The sequence below is a fragment of the Priestia sp. JV24 genome (assembly GCF_025910025.1).
GTDB lineage: Bacteria > Bacillota > Bacilli > Bacillales > Bacillaceae_H > Priestia > Priestia megaterium.
The window spans coordinates 157,192-177,168 of record NZ_JAPCIN010000016.1; the positions used below are offsets into that span (position 1 = coordinate 157,192).

Consider the following 19,977-nt stretch of genomic DNA (forward strand, 5'->3'; position numbering starts at 1 on the left):
GGTGGTGTAGTATGAATAACGTATCTGTGCAGTATGTAAATCAGCTTAGCAAGCAGCATTTTGTTTCACTAGTTGGTGATATATTTGAGCATTCACCTTGGGTTGCAGAAGAGGCTTATTCTAAAGGCCCTTTCTCTTCCGTTGAACAACTTCACGGCATGATGAAAGAAATTGTAGCGCAAGCGTCTGTAGAAAAACAGCTGAAGCTGCTGCAAGCTCATCCAAATCTAGGTGAAAATATTGCCATGACATCTGCTTCTGCTGAAGAACAAACCAAAGCAGGCTTACAAAACTTAACGCAAGATGAGTATGAACAGTTTTCTTCTCTTAATGGAACGTATATGGAGAAGTTTCCGTTTCCTTTTATTTTGGCAGTACGAGGTAAACAAAAAGAAGATATATACGAGGCAATGCAAAGTCGTTTACTAAATACCGAGCAAACGGAGTTTGATACAGCGTTAGAAGAAGTATATAAAATTGCTTTCTTTCGCTTAACAGATAAAATCACTGAAAATAAGGAGATAAAGAAACGAGCATGACTAAAATCACGACGCATATTTTAGATCTTACCCACGGATGTCCGGCTGCTTTTGTCAAAGTTGATTTTTATCATATACAGTCGGCAAGTAAACGAATAAAAATTTCACACGGTACTACAAATGAAGACGGAAGATTAGTAACTCCGCTCTTCTCTTCTGAAGCGTTTGAATCAGGAGATTATGAACTTCTGTTTCATATCGGGGAATATTATAAAAAACAAGAGGTCCAAACAACAAATCCGCCCTTTTTAAATCAAGTTTCTGTTCGAGTCGGATTGTCTTCTGAACAAGAACATTATCACGTCCCTTTGCTTGTGTCACCGTGGGGATACCAAATTTATAGAGGAAGCTAAAAAAAGAAACGGCGTCTTTAAACGTCGTTTCTTTTTTAGTTCAGCAATTTAGACATATAGTACTCATCAATGAACAAACCGCCAATTCGCAGTGAATGTTTTTTTGTTCCTTCAATTTCAAATCCTACTTTGTCATATAAAGAAAGAGCCTTTTCATGCTGTATAGCGACTGTAAGTTCAAGACGATGAATATGGTGTTCTCTCGCCCATTTTTCAAGTGCACCGATTAAAGCTGTCCCAATCCCTTGATTTTGAAACGTCTTTCGAATACCTAATGTTAGAGAAGCGATGTGAGCGTTTCGGTTAGCTCCCCCCCCTGTTGCCGCTATATATCCCACAAGCATCTCGTTTTCTTCTGCTACAATAATCGTAGAGTTTGGCTGCTGCTTAAAGATTTCGATGTTTTTCTCCTGCTGATCTGTGCTCAGCTTTCGCTCTCCGCTTTCAAACAGCATAAACTTACTTTCTTCTTCAATCTGTTTAAGCAAATCTACAAAGTTTGCAGCATCATGTAATTCTAGTTCTCTAATTTGCATGCTGATCCCCCTTTTTGTGTGTCCCTTTTGTTTGTATATGTATTGGTTCACCATTATAAAATATAGCTTTACAGTTTCTTACGAAAAATACGACTTTTTAAGAAGCCGAAGTAGATCAAAAAACCTACTAATCTCCCTTTTTTTGAAATGCTTTTTTCCTCTGTATAATTTTAAATCACTTATCAACTTCTGTAAATTTTTTAGATTCCCTCTTCTAATTTCCAATTATCTTCCTTTTCTGTGGGTTTGAATTGGATCTAAGGAGACCTTTTGTAGAAAACACATGACTATTATCCTGTTTTTTATGAAGAAAGAAAGCAATAAATGTAATTTTACTTGTAATCGTTTAAAATAGAAAAAGTGGAAATTTTATGTACATATCCTCCTTAATTATTGGTCTGTGAAAGGAATTTATTATGAAAGTACAACCCACAAAATGTGGTGTATATGTCTTAAGCGGTCTAGGAGCTGTTATGGTGTTCTTCTTACTTTTACTTAAGAACAGTGCTTTCTTTCTAGAGGAAGAATACGATCAAAACAAACCTGAAGCTGCGCTTGCGGTCAACGAACATACCTATCACCTTCACAAAGGTTCTATTAACTGGTCAAACGGCCGTTCAACAACAAAAAAAGAAATAAATGTATATGATTTATATACATACATATTGCAGCAAAAAAGTATCCCATTGAAGCAGCAACAATTGGTTAAGCTCCATTTTTCGAACTTAGACGGTGCTTATATTCGTAGTGTGAGTGTGCATATATGGAGAGATAACGGTGAAAAAACCAAGCTGTTTGTCAAAAATAATGAATTTAAAGTTCCTGAAAATCAAGGTTTGTACGTTGTTGATATTGCGATTAACTCTACAAGAGGAACAATGCAATATGCGGCAAATGTGCAAATACAGTAAGTTTTTATATATTTACGTTTGGTCGAGAAAATCGGATAAGAAAACTCTTGTTGCAAGCAGGAAACGATGTGTGGAATAAAAAAGAAGTATTAAAAACATAGTGAAAGCATTCAAATAACAGCCCTTAACTTTTTCGGAAAATAATCCCACAAAAAAAGAGAGCGATAGCGCTCTCTTTTTTATAAAATGAAAAAGACGTCCACGCAGGACGTCTTTGATGCGTTTGTGGCGGGGACCGTGTGACCACATTCACACGTTTAGCTCGAAAGCATGTCCTTCGACTTACACAAATTAGCTCATCGCTTTATTAATATAACATCCGCCACAGAAAAAAGCAATCAATTTTTAAATAGTTTTTTTCTATTTATACATATTTCGCGAGAATCCACAAAATAATATGCATGCATAGCTATTCACTCTCTACATTTTTAGTCTATTTTAACTCAAGTACGAATATACTAATAGACCAACCTATGCGCAGTTTTTGAAAAAGGATGTGAATAGCTTGTTTCAAATCACTGATTTCCCTGAATTTTCATGGTCATACTCCAGGCATAAAATGGTCACAGAGTGCAAACGAAAGTATGCATATCATTATTATGTCTCACATAACGGATGGCTTGACAGCGCTTCTGCTCAGTCTCAGAGCGCTTATCGTCTAAAAAAGGTTTCCACTTTATCTATGTACGCCGGACAAGCCGTTCGTCAAGTGATTACAGAGGCCATTTCTGACTATACCTCTACACAGATTGTCCCGGATGAACAGAACTTAACGGAGAAAGCGCAGCAGCTACTAAATAACGCACTGCGTGATTCTACTGACTATGGAGAGCTTTGGTATCATAAGCCTGCTCAGTATAAGATGCTTTTAGAATTCTACGAAAACGGCTATATTTCTAAAAAAGATCTTAAAGACATGCAAAAACGGGTACACATTTGTATACATCACTTTTTACAAAGTAAATCGTTTGGCGACATCGTATCTTCACCTTTTTTAGAAGTGGAGCCTCATCAGTCATTTCGTTCTATAAATGTGTATGATCATAAAGTATATGCGCCTTTTCATTCTCTTTTTAAAAATCCAGTCACAGACGAATTTACGATTGTTGACTGGAAAACAAGTAAACAAACAAAAGATGATTTGTTTCAACTGGCGATATACGCCCTCTACGTGCTAGCCGAATATAATATTTCCGTTGATCAGATAAAAGTCCGAAACGAATACTTGCTTTCAGGTAGTGCGCGTACGTATCAGCTTACTCTTCATGAAATTGAAGCTGTTCTTCAGCAAGTTGATACAAGTATTGATTATATGAAAAATTTTTTGGAAGACTCAGAGGTAAATCAGCCTCTTTCGCTTGAGCATTTCCCTCAAACAGATACGCCTGCCTCCTGTCACGGCTGTGCATTTAAAGAATTGTGCCAAACGGGATAAAAAACAGCTGAAGATGATCTATATTTTTTGCTAAACTTTTTTATTGTCAAAAGAACCTTTGCTAGCATATAATTTGCATTAAGGAAACATTTTATACTTCATATAAAAAAATTAGCTTGGGCTATTTATTGTTCATCAAAGAAAGGAGCACTAGACATGAAAGATCAAAACGGCAGTAAAGCATTATCGGCTATGCAGCTAAGTGCTCAAGACGTATTGTCGGGTAAAACAAAAGGAATTAAGCGATTATTGCCTTTCTTAGGGCCTGCTTTTATCGCAGCGGTTGCTTATATCGACCCAGGTAATTTTGCTACTAACATTGCAGCAGGCTCTCAATACGGATACATGCTGCTTTGGGTTGTATTAATTTCTAACTTAATGGCTGTCTTAATTCAATCGTTATCAGCTAAATTAGGGATTGCAACGGGCTTGAATTTACCCGAGATAGCACAGGAACACTTCCCGTCCTTCGTTTCTTTTGGACTTTGGATCCAAGGAGAATTGGTCATTATGGCGACGGATTTAGCAGAATTTATTGGGGCTGCTCTTGGAATTTATTTATTATTTCATATTCCTTTGTTCCCAGCTGCACTTATCGCAGCGGTAGGTTCTTTTGCTATTTTAGAGTTACAAAGACGAGGTGTTCGACTGCTAGAAGCAGCGATTGCGGCGATGGTTTTTATTGTGGTATTAGCTTTTGGGACTCAAATGTTTCTTGCGCATCCAGACGGCGCAAGTGTTGTCCACGGCTTATTTGTTCCTCAGTTTCACGGAACAGACAGCGTGCTGCTAGCTTCTGGGATTTTAGGTGCTACAGTTATGCCACACGCGATTTATTTGCACTCAGCTCTTACGCAGCGCCGCGTGGTAGGAACTACAGAATCGGAGAAAAAAGCGATTTTCCGCTTTGAATTTATTGATATTGTGATTGCTATGATTATCGCTGGTGCAATTAATGCAAGCATGCTGATTGTCGCAGCCGCTCTATTCTTTAAAAACGGACTAAACGTGCAAGATTTGGACGTGGCTTTTACACAATTTGAACATTTAATTGGTCCCTTTGCAGCTATTGCGTTCGGAGTTGGATTATTATCTTCAGGACTTTCAAGTTCTTCGGTCGGAACAATGTCTGGAGATGTCATCATGCAAGGATTTATTAAACGCAGAATTCCTTTATATCTTCGCCGGTTCATTACAATTATTCCGCCGCTTTTGATTATCGGGTTTGGCGTAAATCCAACAAGTGCACTAGTTGTCAGTCAAGTTATTTTATCGTTCGGAATTGCATTTGCGCTTGTTCCTCTTATCATGTTTACAAGCAACAAAAAAATCATGGGCGGGTTGGTTAATCATAAAGCAACAACTACTGTAGCTTGGGTGATAGCTGCATTAGTCATTTGTTTAAATATCTTTTTGATTTATCAAACGATAGCATAGTAAATAAATCAAACTTTCAAGAAAAAACAAAAAAGAGACCCTAAAAAGTTAGGTATAGTCTAACAATCGGGTCTCTTTTTTGTTTTTTTTTTATTAAACGATAGTAAAAATGAAGTAGACGAGAGTTCCAATAATGGCCGACAGTACTAAGCAACCCAGTGGATATAAATAAGAGTAGTTTTTTTTACGGATTGAAAGAATACGATCAACAATAAAAATAAGAATGACGCCTATCATTCCGAATTCAAACATTAACAACCCAAAAATGGCGTGGAATATGAATGACATGATAAAATCAATTTTTTTACTACGGTCTTTTACAAACGCACTGACTAATAAATCAACGATCACCGTGCCTAAAGTCCCCATTATTAAAAAAAAGGGTGTAAAAAATAAAAGGTATAAAGGAAATAAATCAACGAAATGCGGACTGGTTTTTTTAATAGAAAAATTGGGAATTGACTCTTTTATACCTGGTATAAAACAAAAAAGCAAAGCGAAAAGAACCATAGCTATAATAGCCGCTGATAGCTTTCTATTTAAATGCATGTTTATTTTTTTATTACTAAATTCAGTAGTTGTTTTTGTATTATTATGATTCATATGTCTTTAACGTGATGTACGCACCTTTTCCTTTCTCATAACTTTTTTATTTATATTTTGTGTCTATCGTTTGCTCTTTCTATGAGAAACAAGATAGTTTTATAAAAAACGTCTTCTTTTTCTATAAAACAAAGGACAGGCGTTTTTTTCTGTATGTAATTAATAATCTTGTTTGGCTTCTTCAAACTTAAACACATCCGCTCTATAACAAAAAGAGACGATTTCCGCCTCTTTTTTGTTTGTTCGTATTATGAATTTAGTTCATCTAAAATTGAATGCAGTTCACTTAAATGGGTAATTTCATAAGTAGGAATAACTTCATTTCGCTCTTTATCGTGACGATTAATCCATACAGATTTCATTCCAACGCGAGAAGAACCCAGTATATCTGTCATTAAATTATCTCCAACCATAATCACTTCATCTTTCTTTAAATCCATAAGTGATAAAGCATGGTCGAAAATAGACGGATCAGGTTTACCGCGGCCAAATGCACCTGAAATCACAATCTCATCAAAATATGGAACTAGTTCTGATGTAATATCCAATTTGGTATTTTGTAAGTCAGGTGAACCGTTTGTTAACAGCAGCAGCTTGTACTTTCCTTTTAATTGATCAAGCACTTCAAACGTTTCTTCGTATACAAAAGGTGTTTTGCGGCGCTCTAACGGAAAACGCTCAGCTAGCTCTGCTCCAAAAGCATCATCGTGAATTCCTAGGGCACGAAGACCTCGAGTCCAAGCTTCTTTGCGATAAGTAGGAACAATATCTTTCATTTTGCGGAATTCATCATGATCGTCTAAAAAATTTCCCCATAATCCTTCAAATGGATTAATGCCAATCATTTGCGTAAACTCATAGGTTTCATACGAAGCATATAATTCTCTTGCTTCCTTACGCACCGCTTCTTCTAGTTTTTCAGGTTTTAAATTATATTTCTCACTTGCATATGTACATGTTGCAACGAATGCTTCTTTTACGCTTTTTTGATCCCAAAGTAGCGTGTCATCTAAGTCGAAAAATACCGCTTTAATCATGGATGTGTGTACCCCCTACTGTTTTTGAAAAAGTTTAACTATTCTTACACTAGATTACAAGGATACACACAATAAGTCTAGTGTATTTGCAATTTATTCTGTAAATTTATTTTTATAAAGCGTCCTCTTTACAAACAAATTTACAGAAATAAAAACAGCTGATATAATCACTGTATATATGCAGGAGGTTTTATATGGAATCGTTAGAAGAAATGTTCGGCATTCCCACCGTTCGTACAAGTAAGCGCTTAAGCAGAGTAGTTGCCGCACGCTTGCGCCCTTTTGGGATTACACCAGAACAGTGGACCGTTTTAAAACGCGTATCAGAAGCTGAATATAGTACACAGAAGCAATTAGCTGAGCGAGCAGATAAAGATCAAGCGACGCTGACTAAAATTTTAGATTTACTAGAAAAACAAAATTGGATTCAGCGTGTTAGAAACCCAGAAGATCGCCGCTCGTTTTTTATTCAAATAACAGAAGACGGCCTGCGTTTAAAAACAGAAGTGACGCCTGCTGTAGAACAGGTATTTTCCGAATTAACATCTCAGCTAAACGAGCAGCAGGTAAAGATTTATACCGACACTTTACAAAAACTTGAATACCGCGCCGAACAATTGCTTCAAGACGCAGAAGACCTGCGTTAAATACCCAAAACCCCACAGCTAACATTCTGCGGGGTTTTAAACGTAGTTGGCGATGCATAGCACTTCTTTGATTTTTGAAATCACTTGTTTGGTTTCATCTGTTAAAGAGGTAAATTTAAACGCGATGGATTCTGCATTTGGATTAATGAAGGGTTCTTTGTTCGTGTCTTTGCGGTAGTCTTCAATTTGTTCTAAACAATATTTTAAAATAAACGACAAGTTCGCACGTCGAAATCTCAAACTGACGGTAGAAGGCCATCTTTTTTGAAACTGATTGCTTCCCTCATACTGAATCGCTCCGATGTAGCGTTCTCCGGATAAAAAAGATTCTTTGCTTCGATATAGCTGAACGGTTTGGGCTGTTCCGCTCCAGTCAATATAAATTCCTGCTGTTTCACAAACTTCGTATATGTAATGAAAAAGCTCCGTTACTTCTCCGAAATGGTAGTGAAGCGGATGTTTAGCCGTCATAGGTAGCTCCCTCCTTTATCGACTTTCTACCATTATATTGTAGGAAAAGTAACTTATTCATTTATACAACTTATTTCATACGCATAAGCAGTAAAAATGAAAATATATGTTTTTTAGTTTACATAAAAATATTATAAGTAATTAGCGATAACCCGATTTTCGAAACGCGTCGTATACCGTATCTTCTTGAAGTTTTTCAAGATAAACGTTCGTTGTAGCAATAGAAGAATGCCCTACTACTTGCTTCACAACCGCAAGCGGAACGTCATTAGCTAAACTGTTTGTAATAAAGGTATGACGAAACCAATGAGGAGAAATAGACGCGTTTCCTTTTACTTTATAAACAGCTGATTTAATCGTTCGATACAACGTTGTATAGGATAATCGCTTCTTTTCGCCGGTACGATAGTACTCTTTAATGGAGTAAAAAAGCGGGTCGGTGTCAAAAGGACTTAGTTCAGTGCTTTCATTTAACGCTTGCCGGTAAGTGAAAAGCGTTTCTTTCACATCATCAAACACAGGAATCGTTCGTTCTTTTTTTCCTTTACCAATCACATCTACAACCAAATTTCCGCGGCGGTCTTCGCGGAAGCTTCCCCAATTTAAACTCAGCAGTTCACTTGAACGCATTCCACTCATATACAAAAGCATTCCCATTAAGCGATTGCGCGCTTTGAATTCCTTTTCATGCTGACGAATGCGCACGACTGATTCTAACGCATTTACAATCACCTGGGCTTCCCGGTCGGTTAGCTCTCGGTACTCGGTGCGATTTTGTTTTTCCTTGTCGCTGTAATGTCCTTTTGCAATAGATGGTTTTTCAATCCACGTCGTATACAGCGAAGGATAAAAATGAGTAACGTGTCCAAACTCTAGCATTCTTCTAAAAAATTCTAGCTTTCTTGCAGCGGTGCGATTGGCATATTGATTCATCATTTCTTCATTAAATAATTTGACTTCCATAAATCCAATCGATTTTAATGTAATCTCTCGTTCGTAGAAAAAAGACAGAATCGTTTTCATGTCTTGATTGTAAGATCTGATCGTATGAGGAGAAAGTGATTTTTTGATAATCCGCATTGAAAAAAAGAGCTGAATAAACTCTTCATCTGAAACGTGCTTCAAATTCAAATTGTTATCTTCATCTAATAGCTCTGCCTCTTCCCACTGCTCTTTTAGCTGGCGAAACGAATTTTTCACAGGCGACAATTCAAATTCTTCCATTTTACCCCTCCTAATGATTAAAAACAAAGGTATCCCTTTCAAATGATCCAGAATGGAATATAAAGATTTTTTATCAATTCGCAACAAATTCCATTAAAAGTTTTTAAAAACCTCTCAAAACTCAATTTAAAAAGCCTGTTTTTAAAGACTTTAATAAAAAAATCCATTATATGTAAACTAAATTCTATTTTCTGCTTATTTCTCTACTTTATCATATGAACGCTTGATAAGGAAGAGTTATCTTGCGTTAGTTAATTAAAGGATTTTGAATGTTTTAGACAGCAATGTTTTAGGGACACTAGTAGGAGTTTAAGTAATAATTGGAGGTGCCGAATTTGGATAATCAGAAAAATAGATTGACGTCATCAGAAATTACAAGTTTATGGGCACAATACATCCAAGACACCATGTCTGTTTGTATTAGTAAATATGTGTTAGCAAAGGTTAAAGATTCTGAGGTTTATTCTCTTTTTGAATTTACTTTAGAACTGGCTGAAAAACATTTGCACGTGCTTAGAGATATTTTTAAAGCTGAAAAATTAGATTTACCGATTGGCTTTACTGATAAAGGTGTAAATCTAGCTGCTCCTCCTTTTTAAGGGATTTAAAAACCATCTCTTCCTTTGGGCGAATAATGATCAAAAAGGGATGGATCGAAAAACTGCCAAGAGCAGATGATCGGAAAGAATTATCTTGATATCCTGCGAACTTATCTATAAATAAAAAACATCACGCAGAGCGTGATGTTTTTTAAAGTGATTCAATTTTAGTCAGGTGCAGCTGTTTATTGCTGTAGGAAACGGTATAGGTTCGATAATACTCTTTTTCCTGACTTTGACCGTTCGTTGTAATTGAAATGACTTCTTTCGTTTGAATTGTATAGACCGCTTCGTTCTCTTCTTCACTCACAGATTCCACGTCTAATACCGAATAATCAACGAGTTCTTCTCGAATGTCTCTTTCGTACAGCATTTTCACAAGCTGCTTTTGATCATTCCACAAAACACTATCCCGCTGGATATAAGGCTGTACGTGTTCAAATTTATTCGTGTTAATGGACTTTGTTAAATCTCGTAAATAATGTTCAATGAAAATATCCGCTGTTTCTTGGTCAACTTTTTGGATGTTTTTTAAATTAAAATCTTTTTCTTCCGCCTCTTCTTTTTCTTTTTCACCTTCTTTAAAATCGTCGATTCGCTGAGAACTATTTTTGCTGATGGCATACGTTTTATTATTCTCTTTGAAAACGAAGATTTCTTCCTTTTCGCCTTTTTCATTTGTGCGGGTAGATTCACCTTGATACGAAATATCACTAGAAGGATTAATTGACTTTACGTATTTGATATATTCATCGGCCGTAATGTTGAGGTATTTTTGATGATAGGTAACTTCATCCCATTCGTTTAATTTCCAGTGCTTATTAACGTATTTAAAATTCATGTAAATGGTCAGTCCGCCGCTTCCTTCTTTACTAATTGGCTCAATAGCCGAGACCGAAAATTGTCCAGCGTGATTGTTAATAAGTTCAAATCGAATAAGATGAGTTACATCAGGAAAAAAGCTCATATTGCATTCTTTGCAGTAATAATTAGTAGAAATACTTTTTAGCTTTGTTGCAATTAAAGATGAAGTTGCGTATGGCGTTAACGCTTTTTTTAGCGTTTCATAATCAGCAGGGTTAGATTCATTTTCCCATTCGTACTCTTCGCCTAATTCTTTATAGGTACTTGAAATTTTGTTCATCGTCTCAACCGCAGTTTTTTCTGCTTTTTTTTCTGATACAAGATCAGGCGGAAGAGATGACTTAGCTTGATCTTTTGGGATCACTTCATCTGAGGAAGGTTCGGTTGGTTTGGATAACTTAACTGTTTCTTTTTCTTCACAGGCCGTCAAAACCATTAGCAGCAGTAGAACGAATGCAATCGTCCATTTTTTTTTATGCATAAGGTGTCCTCCTCAATGCCGAATTTAGTCTGTTTTTAAAATGATCTTTAATTCTCAAACGTATCGAGCACGTAATCACCGCTTGGAATTCCCCACTTTGCCTTTTTATTTTGATCTGTTTTAGCAAGTAATGAAATGGAATTTTCTTTGAGCGTAATGACAATGGTTCCTTTATTTCCTTGTCCATCATTTTCATATTCAATGGCTGCTTGGTTATTTTCGAAGCGAATATTTTTTTGTTCAACGGTTGACACGCGGATTTTGCTAGGTGGCTGGTACGAATTTATTTTAATCGTTGCTTCCGAGTTTGATGTAGCAAGAAATTGAATGATAGGAGATCCGTTATCATTGCCAGTGGTCCATTTTCCATCGTAGTCGTGTAAATCTGTTGTTTGTGTAGTGGGAGTTTCAGTGCTTGCATTTGGTTTAGATGAAAAGTCAAATGGTTCTACACTCGATAACTTTAACGTATCGTTTTGATAAACGGCTGTATAAAGGCGGTCACAAATTTTAGTATAAGGATCTTTACCCGGCTGTTTTAATAAGCTTTCCTCGTGGGTTTGTATTTTGAACACATGGTTAGGTTCTTCATACCAATTGACAATATGAAACGTTTGCTTCTTCTGCTCGATGCCTTGGCGTGTGAAATTTTCAACAAGAAGGTTTTGCTCTTTATAAAAAGAACTGTCCGCTTTCAAAAAAGCTTTTAAATCATCAAAAGAGTTTTGATCCACTGCTTTTCCAAACGCTGAAAAGTAATCAGTCATCCAGGCTGTAATAAATTTCCCGCTCATTGCTTCTTTATTTAAATCAATCGATTGAATGCTTTCTACCTGTGTTTTTGGTTCGTTTAGTACTTTTTTTGCATCTTTTTCTACTATCATTGTATTTCCGTCTTTTAATGTTTCTTCTTGCTGACAGGCTGATAACAGAATAGATGAAACAACCGTGATAATGATTGTATTACGTTTGTTCATCATAATTGCCCCTTCTTTATCTAATATAAATGTATGTATATTCTTCCAACAAACAGACCTAGTATATCATTCTACAAAAAAACGCTCAACCCTTTAATTTCACAAGAAAAACGGCTTGCCTTTACAGCGAGCCGTTTTTCTTCCTATTTAATGGATGCTTCTTGACATGAATTGGCTGCTTCTTTTTTGAGCTGTCTAGAGCCATAAAAGACATAGTAAATAATTGAAAGAAGGAAAATTCCAAGAATCACGTACATTAAAGGTAGAGAAACACCAAACAGCATTAAATTTGTTGTAAGAACACTGTATTTTATAATGCTGTATAAGCACAGAATCCCTAATACTAAGGCAACGCTTGGCACTACCGGGTAATTTACTTTAAAAGGACGAGACAGGTTAGGTTCTTTTTTGCGTAAAATAAAAAGAGAAACTAAACTGATGCAGTACATCATCATTGCTCCGAATACAGACAAGATAATAAGAGCATTGGCAAACGTGGCAGATCCAGCACAAATCACACCGATTGCTCCTGGAATCAACAAACCGCCGACAGGAACTCCTTTTTTATTCGTTTTGGCAAGAAATTTAGGAAAGTAACCATCTCGTGCAAGCGCATAGGTTTGTCTTGAAAATCCCATGATGATTCCATTTAAGCTAGCAATCAAGCCGAATAGCCCGATAATAGCAACAACGGTTGAAATGCCGTTTCCGTATACAGAAGACAGCGCCTGTGGAAGTGGATAATCAGCTAGCTTCCCGCTTCCTCCGCCAAGTCCTGCTGTTACAAATAGTGTAAACAACGTTGCGGTTGCTAGAGTAATAATCGCTCCAATAAATCCTTTAGGAATGTTTTTCTTAGGATTTTCCACTTCTTCCGCTGCCATTGCTCCGCCTTCTATTGCCAGATAAAACCAAACAGCGAATGGAATAGCTGCTAGTATCCCTGTTGGCCCGTTAATAAATGAATGATCATTAAAAATATTTGATGTTTGTACATGAGGCAAACCAGCTACATAAAAAATAGATAAACCAATTAGTGCAACAATGGTAGCTGTAAGCTCAATCACCGCTACTTCTTTTACCCCGATTAAATTTAATAAAACAAAGAAAATAAAGGCACCTACCGTTGCGTATACAGGGTTAACGGCTGGAATGAGAAAATGCAGGTATGCTCCTGTTGATACGGCAATAGCAGGAGGAGCAAAAATAAATTCAAGCAAGCAGGCAATTCCTGCGATATATCCCCCAAAAGGTCCAAGTGCTCTTCTTGCATAGGCTGAAGGTCCACCAGCTTGCGGGATAGATGTTGAAAGCTCTGCATAACTGAACATAAACGTTGTGTAAAACACAGTTACAATTAAGGTTGCAATTGCAAGCCCAATAATCCCGCCTTGTTCAAACCCGTAATTCCACCCAAAGTATTGTCCTGAAATAACCATGCCCACTGAAATAGCCCATAAATGAATAGGTTTTAATTGTTTTTGTAACGCCATACGTTCTCCTCCTTTTGATGTTTAGACAATAAGATGTACACCGCTTGTTTGCTGCTTAATCATTTTGTCAATCATGGTACCGATATGTGCGGCTGCCTCAATAGGAGGCGTCCCTCTTTTATGAATATTAGAAATGACCATACGATCAGACTCTTTTTTGCCTTTACTGGGTTCATAGCACATGTAAGCACTCATTGATTCAGCACTGACCAGTCCAGGTCGCTCTCCAATCAATAGCACAAGTGCTTTTGGCTTTATGATCTCGCCAATTTCATCCATACACGCAACCCGTCCCCCTTTTACAAAAAATGAAGTCCCGATATGAAGTCCATATGATTGCAGGGAGTCAATTAAAGCTGGATACACGTCGCTTATGTTTTCTTCGATTGCCTTGGCACTCAGTCCATCTGAGACTACTACTTGTACATCAGGCTGCCGCACGCAGTTTTTAAAAATTTCTTTCTTAGCGTTATCTGCTAATAACCTTCCTTGATCCGGCCGTTTTAAATAATGTTCTTTTGACTCCACGCGTGTATTCACAGAGAAAAGGTTAAACTCGGCTAAAATATCTTCTGCAACTACTCCATATACAGAGTCTACGGCTGCAGCATGATCCGTGCGAAAAGATAAAACGTCTTTTGTTAGCGGCCTTGTTCCTGTACGGCCGACACCTATGCGGGCAGGGGTAAATTGTTTAAGTGTTTCAAGCGGATCGCGATTTGACTTTAGTATCATAGTAAGCACCTTCCTTAAATCAAATTCATAAAAATAGTTGGGTCTCCGGCTCTAGATGTAAAGCGCCCGTTGTCCATAATACGCTGATCTTCAAGCCACTTTTGAAATAACGGCGTTGGGGTACGCCCTAACACATTACGTACCGTTGCAATGTCATGATAACTAAGAGACTGGTAGTTTAGCATGCAGTCATCAGCCATGGGCACTCCTATGACAAAGTTCACTCCAGCTGTTCCCAGAAGCATACTTAAATTATCCATATCATTTTGATCAGCATCCATGTGGTTGGTGTAACATACGTCTACTCCCATAGGCAGGCCGTGCATTTTACCCATGAAATGATCTTCTAACCCAGCTCGTAGAACTTGTTTGCTGTTATATAAATATTCAGGTCCAATAAATCCAACAACCGTATTAACTAAGAAAGGTTTATAGTGACGGGCTAAGCCGTAGCATCTAGCTTCAAGCGTTACTTGATCAATATTATTGTGAGCTTCCGCTGACAGTTCAGAACCTTGTCCTGTTTCAAAATACCAGCGGTTTGGACCGTTTGCCGTTCCTTTTTCATGAATTAGCGCTGTCGCTTCATCAAGCATAGACAGTGAAATTCCAAATGAATCATTACCGGCTTCTGTTCCTGCTAAACTTTGAAAAATCAAGTCGGCGGATGCTCCTTTTTCAATTGCTCTCATCTGACTCGTCACATGTGATAACACACAGTTTTGAGTAGGGATTGCCCATTCATTGATTATATTTTTTGTTTCATTTAAAAGTGCGTAAATATTATCTGTTGTATCAATAACAGGGTTAATTCCGATAACCGCATCTCCAATTCCATAGCTTAACGCTTCGTATAAAGATGCTCTCATTCCCTTTAAGTTATCTGAAGGATGATTAGGCTGAGCTCTAGAAGCCAATACTCCTTTTTGGCCGATAGTCGTTTGACAAGTAGTTTGCACTTCTATCTTGGCAGCTCCTTGAATTAAATCTAAATTGGACATAATTTTAGTAGCTGCCGCAATCATTTCGCTGCTTAATCCTTTGCTAAGTCCAAGAAGGTCTTCTCCGCTATGCTGATCGGATAAAATGTATTCTCTTAAATCCCCTACTGTCCATTTTTTGATCATATCGTAAACAGATGAATCAATCTGACTTTCAATTAATGCCGAGACGTTGTCTTCATCTGCGCTGAGCAGCGGGTAGTTTCTGATATCAGCAAGTGTGATATCAGCTAGGACTTGCTTTGCTGCCATTCGTTCTTTCATTGACTCAGCGCTAACTCCTGCTAACTGATCTCCAGAACGCTCTTCGTTTGCTTTGGCCATGATTTCTTTTAAGCTATAAAATGAAAATGTTTCTCCTAATAATCGTGTAGTTTTAAACATCGTTTCCTCCTTGTATATTTAGTAGATTACAATGAAAAAGCGAGCGTTTTAACGGAAACGGAGATCGCTTCTCCAGCTACTGGTAACCCTAGATCGATGTAATCTCCATGCGTAAAATCAATTTGATCTAAACAAATAATTTCTAACTCTTTCCTCTGTTTAGCTAGTGCTTGTCCTAAAGCTTTTGCAATATCTTGTTCGCATAGAACAACGAGGCACTTAGCTCCCTTAAAACAAGCAATAAATTCAGCGCTTATTATTTTTGCTAATTCTTGAAGCATCTTATAGCTGCAGTAAGGAAAATGAGATAAAGCAATAGCAACGGGAGGATCTTCTGCACTGAAAATAGTTGAAGCCTGCATACATGACGCTCGAGCTCTTTCTTGAAACAGCTGCTGATTCCACGTCTCCTCTTGCTGAACGGGTATCTCTATAATCGGAATATTTTTCAGCGGCAGCCGCTTCGACCCAATATATACGGTTGATCCGCTAACCTCTGTATTTTGCATACCAGCACCAATTACAGTAGCGCGCGTTGTCTCAGCGGCTTGAGATACTTGGATGGATTGAAAATGATATGCTAGAAGCGGACCAACGTCTCCATGTATGGCCACTTCTTCCACTGTTTTTGGCTTTTGCTTCTCCATCATTGCTCCTACTCCTCCTGAAACCATGATCGTTTCGGGGTGTATAGAAGATCTTGTATGAGGAGAAACGAGAAGCGTGGAATTTTGATTCAGCGCTTTTACATAATTCACGGTTTCTTCAGCTAGTAATTGACAGATAGACGAGAGCTTTTCAAATGTTGCTTTTTCACCTTCTCGCAGTATTAAAGAATTATTTTTTAAAAATTCAGTTAAATAAGATGAGATGTAGGTTACAAAACCGTCTGAATTCAGCCGAATTAATCTTCCTCCTACATGCAGTGTAAACGTTTCTATCACTTTTCCATTTTGACATAAAGCGATGTTAGCAGTGCCTCCTCCTACATCAATATTGGCAATTACTGCATTTGTTTCAGCGGAACGTTGGATTGCTCCTGATCCTTTTGCTGCTAACATTCCTTCCAAGTCAGCGCCGGCTGTTGCAACAACAAAATCCCCAGCATGTTCGGCTAGATAGTGAAGGATACTTTCTGCATTTTGCTTTCTAGCCGTTTCTCCTGTAATGATCACAGCACCTGCCTCCACTTGATCTAAGGAGATTCCTGCATTCTTATACTCTTGTTCTAGTAGTACCGTTAATCTTTGAACATCGATTTCAACCTCGTTTAGCATAGGGGTGGTATAGATAGAACTTGCATACGTTACGCGACGATCAATAATTTGACAGCCTGGCAGCGTAAACTGATTTTGTTGATTTGCTATTAACAGCTTGCTTACAATCAGCTTTGTTGTGCTTGTTCCGATATCTAAACCTATGCTCGTTATCCATTTCTGTAGCATGCTATCAATCCCTTATCTCGTTTGAATATGGTGATTATCATAAAACAGTTTTTTGAATATTTCACTAACTATGTTATCAAACCTGACACACTTTTGTGTAAACAAAGGTGACAAATGACAAAAAAGACTAAATCTTGGTAGATTTAGTCTTTTTGCTTATGATGAGTGTGATTTAGTTACAATCATTCTTGATGCGGATGGAATTAACAGTGAAAGGATAACTAGACATGATAGCAACGACCCAATCATCGAAATCCCGTTCATCGAGAAAGAATACCATAGGACAGGCATTCCTTTTGGTGCAGCAAATCCCCAAAATATTAAGCCTGCAATGAAATGGCAAAAATAACGAGCGAAACTTCCTATAATTAAAGATAAAATAATAAAAAAGAAAGCTTTTGATCTTTGATTATTAGCTAAGTATCCTTTAATAGAACTAGAGAAAATCCCGCCAAATCCAATAAAGGTAACAGCGATAACATACTCTATAAAAGCTTGCAATGGGGTTAAAATATATGCATTTCCTAAAGCTAATTGCAATATTCCCCATAAAAATCCGGATAAAGCTCCTCCTTTGACTCCCCATCGAAAGCACATAATAAAAATAGGAACCATAGAGAACGAAATGCTTACGCCTATTGCAATTTTTATAGAAGGTAAAAGATCAATTAAAAAAGCCAATGCTGCAAAAATAGCTATTTCAATTTTAGCCTGTAAAGGTAATGCTTTATTCACGTTTCTCACTCCTGTTTTTGAATCATTCATATCAAACGGTTTACACAGGAGTAAGCAAATATATGCTACTATTCCCACATTCCTGCGCTAGCGTTAACTAACAGGTTCGAAGGGTCTGAACAATTTGTTCACTCTCAGCACGGCGGCTCCCCCTGTGGTACGTTCGGATATTTATGTAGTATTATGACAACATTCATTATACCATATGTAACAAAATAGATTCGAGAGATTTCAAAGATGTTTCTATTTTCTGAATCTATTTTTTATAATGACAATCGTTTTAGTATTTGGTATACTTCTTTTATGTCAATTGAATATAAAAAACCCTCATCCTAATCGATGAGGTAGAGGTCGCAGTTTTTAATAGTAAAGTAACGGAAATGCAGAGAACATTGAGGATGTTGCTTGAAAGGAAAAATTGCCGAAGTTTAGATCACTTCTCGGTTGATTTAAGCTGGGGCTGTCTCCGAACAGGAACAGAACTGTCACATCATGCGAGTGATGTGAAGAGCTATCTTCACGGAAGGTTGACGCGGTTTTCAGATTTAAAAGCGCGCACATATACTGCGGGCTTTTTTTATGTTATCCCGTCTCTTTCCGTACATTCGAAAGGAGTATTTATCTATGCAAGAGCAACAAGAATTAAAACGTGGGTTGAAATCTCGCCACTTAACGATGATTTCATTAGGAGGAGCCATCGGAACCGGCTTATTCCTAGCAAGTGGTGGAGCAATTCACACAGCAGGACCTGGGGGAGCGCTTTTAGCTTACGCTATCATTGGCGTCATGGTTTACTTTTTGATGACCAGCCTAGCGGAGCTCGCAGCTTATATGCCTGAAGCTGGTTCGTTTAGTACGTATGCATCTCGTTTTGTAGATCCATCCTTTGGTTTCGCTCTCGGATGGAACTATTGGTACAACTGGGCTATTACAATTGCAGCTGAATTATCCGCTGGAGCCCTTATTATGAAATTTTGGTTCCCAAACTCTTCTTCTATTTTATGGAGTGCCCTGTTTTTATTAATTATGTTTGGGCTTAACTACCTTTCTGTAAAAGGATTTGGTGAATCTGAATTTTGGTTTTCGTTAATTAAAGTAGTAACGGTTATCATCTTTTTAGTTATTGGCATTATGATGATTTTTGGTATCTTTAACAATGAAGCACCAGGGTTTAAAAACTTCACGCTTGGTGATGGACCCATTCACGGTGGATTCTTTACTGTCTTAGGTATTTTTATGGCTGCTGGTTTTTCATTTCAAGGAACAGAGTTGCTTGGAGTCGCAGCTGGAGAAAGTGAAGATCCGGAAAAAACGGTTCCTCGCGCAGTTAAACAAGTCTTCTGGCGCATCTTGTTATTTTATATTTTAGCTATTTTTGTTATTGGGATGCTTATTCCATACACAGCCGATTCATTAGCAAGTGATGATGTGCGAGTAAGTCCATTTACTTTAATATTCGAACGAGCAGGTCTGGCGTTTGCAGCATCAGCTATCAATGCCGTTATTTTAACAGCCGTTTTATCTGCTGGTAACTCAGGTATGTATGCTTCTACGCGTATGCTGTGGAACTTAGCGAAAGATGGAAAAGCACCAAGGTTCTTAGCAAAAGTAAATAAACGAGGCGTTCCGGTGAATGCTTTAATTGCAACGGCACTTGTCGGTACACTTGCATTTGGTGCTTCATTTTTTGGAGACGGTGCGGTATACACGTGGTTACTTAACGCTTCTGGTATGTCTGGTTTTATTGCTTGGTTAGGAATTGCCATCAGCCACTATCGTTTTAGAAGAGCATTTGTTGCCCAAGGTCATGATTTGAGTGAACTTCCATATCATGCAAAACTTTTCCCTTTTGGTCCTATCTTTGCCTTTATTTTATGTGCTGTTGTTATTTTAGGTCAAAACTATTCGGCGTTTATGGGTGATTCGATTGACTGGTACGGTGTACTTGTTTCTTATATCGGACTTCCTTTATTCTTAATTGTTTGGTTAGGATACAAATGGACGAAAAAGTCAAAACTTATTCCGTTAAAAGAATGCCAAGTAACAGTGAAAAAATACGAATAAAAAAAG

20 protein-coding genes and 2 riboswitches are annotated in these 19,977 nt (G+C 37.6%); of the genes, 8 read left to right on the forward strand and 12 right to left on the reverse strand.

Annotated elements, in window-relative coordinates; all coding sequences use genetic code 11:
• Positions 1 to 11: 11 nt before the first annotated feature.
• Together uraD and uraH are read left to right on the forward strand one after the other, a co-directional pair.
• The gene (uraD, locus tag OK414_RS13240) at positions 12 to 539 is read left to right on the forward strand and encodes a 2-oxo-4-hydroxy-4-carboxy-5-ureidoimidazoline decarboxylase (protein WP_263045827.1); all 528 of its coding nucleotides are present in this window, start codon (positions 12 to 14) and stop codon (positions 537 to 539) included.
• The gene (uraH, locus tag OK414_RS13245) at positions 536 to 892 is read left to right on the forward strand and encodes a hydroxyisourate hydrolase (RefSeq protein WP_263045828.1); all 357 of its coding nucleotides are present in this window, start codon (positions 536 to 538) and stop codon (positions 890 to 892) included. The genes uraD and uraH overlap by 4 nt, the downstream gene beginning before the upstream one ends.
• A gap of 35 nt (positions 893 to 927) precedes the next feature.
• On the opposite strand, the gene OK414_RS13250 is transcribed toward uraH, so the two are convergent.
• The gene (locus OK414_RS13250) at positions 928 to 1,428 is read right to left on the reverse strand and encodes a GNAT family N-acetyltransferase (RefSeq protein WP_263045829.1); all 501 of its coding nucleotides are present in this window, start codon (positions 1,426 to 1,428) and stop codon (positions 928 to 930) included.
• A gap of 416 nt (positions 1,429 to 1,844) precedes the next feature.
• Here OK414_RS13250 and OK414_RS13255 point away from each other — a divergent pair, with 416 nt between their 5' ends.
• From OK414_RS13255 to OK414_RS13265, 3 genes are all read left to right on the forward strand, one after another.
• Entirely contained in the window at positions 1,845 to 2,339 is a 495-nt protein-coding gene (locus OK414_RS13255) for a hypothetical protein (RefSeq protein ID WP_016764291.1), read from the forward strand.
• 496 nt (positions 2,340 to 2,835) lie between these two features.
• Entirely contained in the window at positions 2,836 to 3,774 is a 939-nt protein-coding gene (locus OK414_RS13260; protein WP_234943184.1) for a PD-(D/E)XK nuclease family protein, read from the forward strand.
• 156 nt (positions 3,775 to 3,930) lie between these two features.
• Complete coding sequence (locus OK414_RS13265; protein ID WP_013057219.1) at positions 3,931 to 5,211, forward strand: Nramp family divalent metal transporter; 1,281 nt, start codon at positions 3,931 to 3,933, stop codon at positions 5,209 to 5,211.
• Positions 5,212 to 5,304: 93 nt separating this feature from the next.
• Here OK414_RS13265 and OK414_RS13270 read toward each other — a convergent pair whose 3' ends face one another.
• Together OK414_RS13270 and OK414_RS13275 are read right to left on the reverse strand one after the other, a co-directional pair.
• Positions 5,305 to 5,562: a hypothetical protein gene (locus OK414_RS13270; protein WP_230586552.1), complete on the reverse strand. Its 258-nt coding sequence runs from the start codon at positions 5,560 to 5,562 to the stop codon at positions 5,305 to 5,307.
• A gap of 500 nt (positions 5,563 to 6,062) precedes the next feature.
• A complete protein-coding gene (locus OK414_RS13275) occupies positions 6,063 to 6,851 on the reverse strand; it encodes an HAD family hydrolase (RefSeq protein ID WP_034651672.1) in 789 nt (262 codons plus the stop codon).
• A gap of 194 nt (positions 6,852 to 7,045) precedes the next feature.
• Between OK414_RS13275 and OK414_RS13280 the strand changes: the two genes are divergently transcribed.
• A complete protein-coding gene (locus tag OK414_RS13280) occupies positions 7,046 to 7,498 on the forward strand; it encodes a MarR family winged helix-turn-helix transcriptional regulator (RefSeq protein WP_016764295.1) in 453 nt (150 codons plus the stop codon).
• A 36-nt stretch (positions 7,499 to 7,534) separates the two neighbouring features.
• On the opposite strand, the gene OK414_RS13285 is transcribed toward OK414_RS13280, so the two are convergent.
• Positions 7,535 to 7,969: a hypothetical protein gene (locus OK414_RS13285; RefSeq protein WP_013083346.1), complete on the reverse strand. Its 435-nt coding sequence runs from the start codon at positions 7,967 to 7,969 to the stop codon at positions 7,535 to 7,537.
• Between the two features lie 141 nt (positions 7,970 to 8,110).
• Positions 8,111 to 9,193 carry a tyrosine-type recombinase/integrase gene (locus OK414_RS13290; RefSeq protein WP_047932044.1) on the reverse strand — a complete coding sequence of 361 codons (1,083 nt, stop codon included), beginning with the start codon at positions 9,191 to 9,193 and terminating at the stop codon, positions 8,111 to 8,113.
• Between the two features lie 335 nt (positions 9,194 to 9,528).
• Between OK414_RS13290 and OK414_RS13295 the strand changes: the two genes are divergently transcribed.
• Positions 9,529 to 9,792 (forward strand): DUF3231 family protein, encoded by a 264-nt coding sequence (locus tag OK414_RS13295; RefSeq protein WP_263045830.1) that lies wholly within the window; start codon positions 9,529 to 9,531, stop codon positions 9,790 to 9,792.
• A gap of 151 nt (positions 9,793 to 9,943) precedes the next feature.
• Here the strand turns inward: OK414_RS13295 and OK414_RS13300 are convergent, their stop codons facing one another.
• The 7 genes from OK414_RS13300 to thiT form a co-directional block, all read right to left on the reverse strand.
• Positions 9,944 to 11,137: a TcaA NTF2-like domain-containing protein gene (locus tag OK414_RS13300; RefSeq protein WP_016764298.1), complete on the reverse strand. Its 1,194-nt coding sequence runs from the start codon at positions 11,135 to 11,137 to the stop codon at positions 9,944 to 9,946.
• Positions 11,138 to 11,184: 47 nt separating this feature from the next.
• Entirely contained in the window at positions 11,185 to 12,117 is a 933-nt protein-coding gene (locus OK414_RS13305) for a TcaA NTF2-like domain-containing protein (RefSeq protein WP_013083349.1), read from the reverse strand.
• Between the two features lie 140 nt (positions 12,118 to 12,257).
• Positions 12,258 to 13,607, reverse strand: a complete 1,350-nt coding sequence (eat, locus tag OK414_RS13310) for an ethanolamine permease (RefSeq protein ID WP_263045831.1) — start codon at positions 13,605 to 13,607, stop codon at positions 12,258 to 12,260.
• Positions 13,608 to 13,628: 21 nt separating this feature from the next.
• Positions 13,629 to 14,342, reverse strand: coding sequence for an ethanolamine ammonia-lyase subunit EutC (gene eutC / locus OK414_RS13315; protein ID WP_263045832.1), 714 nt, complete (start codon positions 14,340 to 14,342; stop codon positions 13,629 to 13,631).
• A gap of 14 nt (positions 14,343 to 14,356) precedes the next feature.
• A complete protein-coding gene (locus tag OK414_RS13320) occupies positions 14,357 to 15,727 on the reverse strand; it encodes an ethanolamine ammonia-lyase subunit EutB (protein ID WP_034651661.1) in 1,371 nt (456 codons plus the stop codon).
• A 26-nt stretch (positions 15,728 to 15,753) separates the two neighbouring features.
• Positions 15,754 to 17,172: an ethanolamine ammonia-lyase reactivating factor EutA gene (locus tag OK414_RS13325; protein WP_263045833.1), complete on the reverse strand. Its 1,419-nt coding sequence runs from the start codon at positions 17,170 to 17,172 to the stop codon at positions 15,754 to 15,756.
• Between the two features lie 156 nt (positions 17,173 to 17,328).
• The gene (thiT, locus tag OK414_RS13330) at positions 17,329 to 17,937 is read right to left on the reverse strand and encodes an energy-coupled thiamine transporter ThiT (RefSeq protein WP_080743108.1); all 609 of its coding nucleotides are present in this window, start codon (positions 17,935 to 17,937) and stop codon (positions 17,329 to 17,331) included.
• Positions 17,938 to 17,969: 32 nt separating this feature from the next.
• Positions 17,970 to 18,070: riboswitch (TPP riboswitch) on the reverse strand.
• A 174-nt stretch (positions 18,071 to 18,244) separates the two neighbouring features.
• Positions 18,245 to 18,429: riboswitch (Lysine riboswitch) on the forward strand.
• A gap of 102 nt (positions 18,430 to 18,531) precedes the next feature.
• Here thiT and OK414_RS13335 point away from each other — a divergent pair.
• Positions 18,532 to 19,971: an amino acid permease gene (locus OK414_RS13335; protein WP_013057233.1), complete on the forward strand. Its 1,440-nt coding sequence runs from the start codon at positions 18,532 to 18,534 to the stop codon at positions 19,969 to 19,971.
• Positions 19,972 to 19,977: the final 6 nt, after the last annotated feature.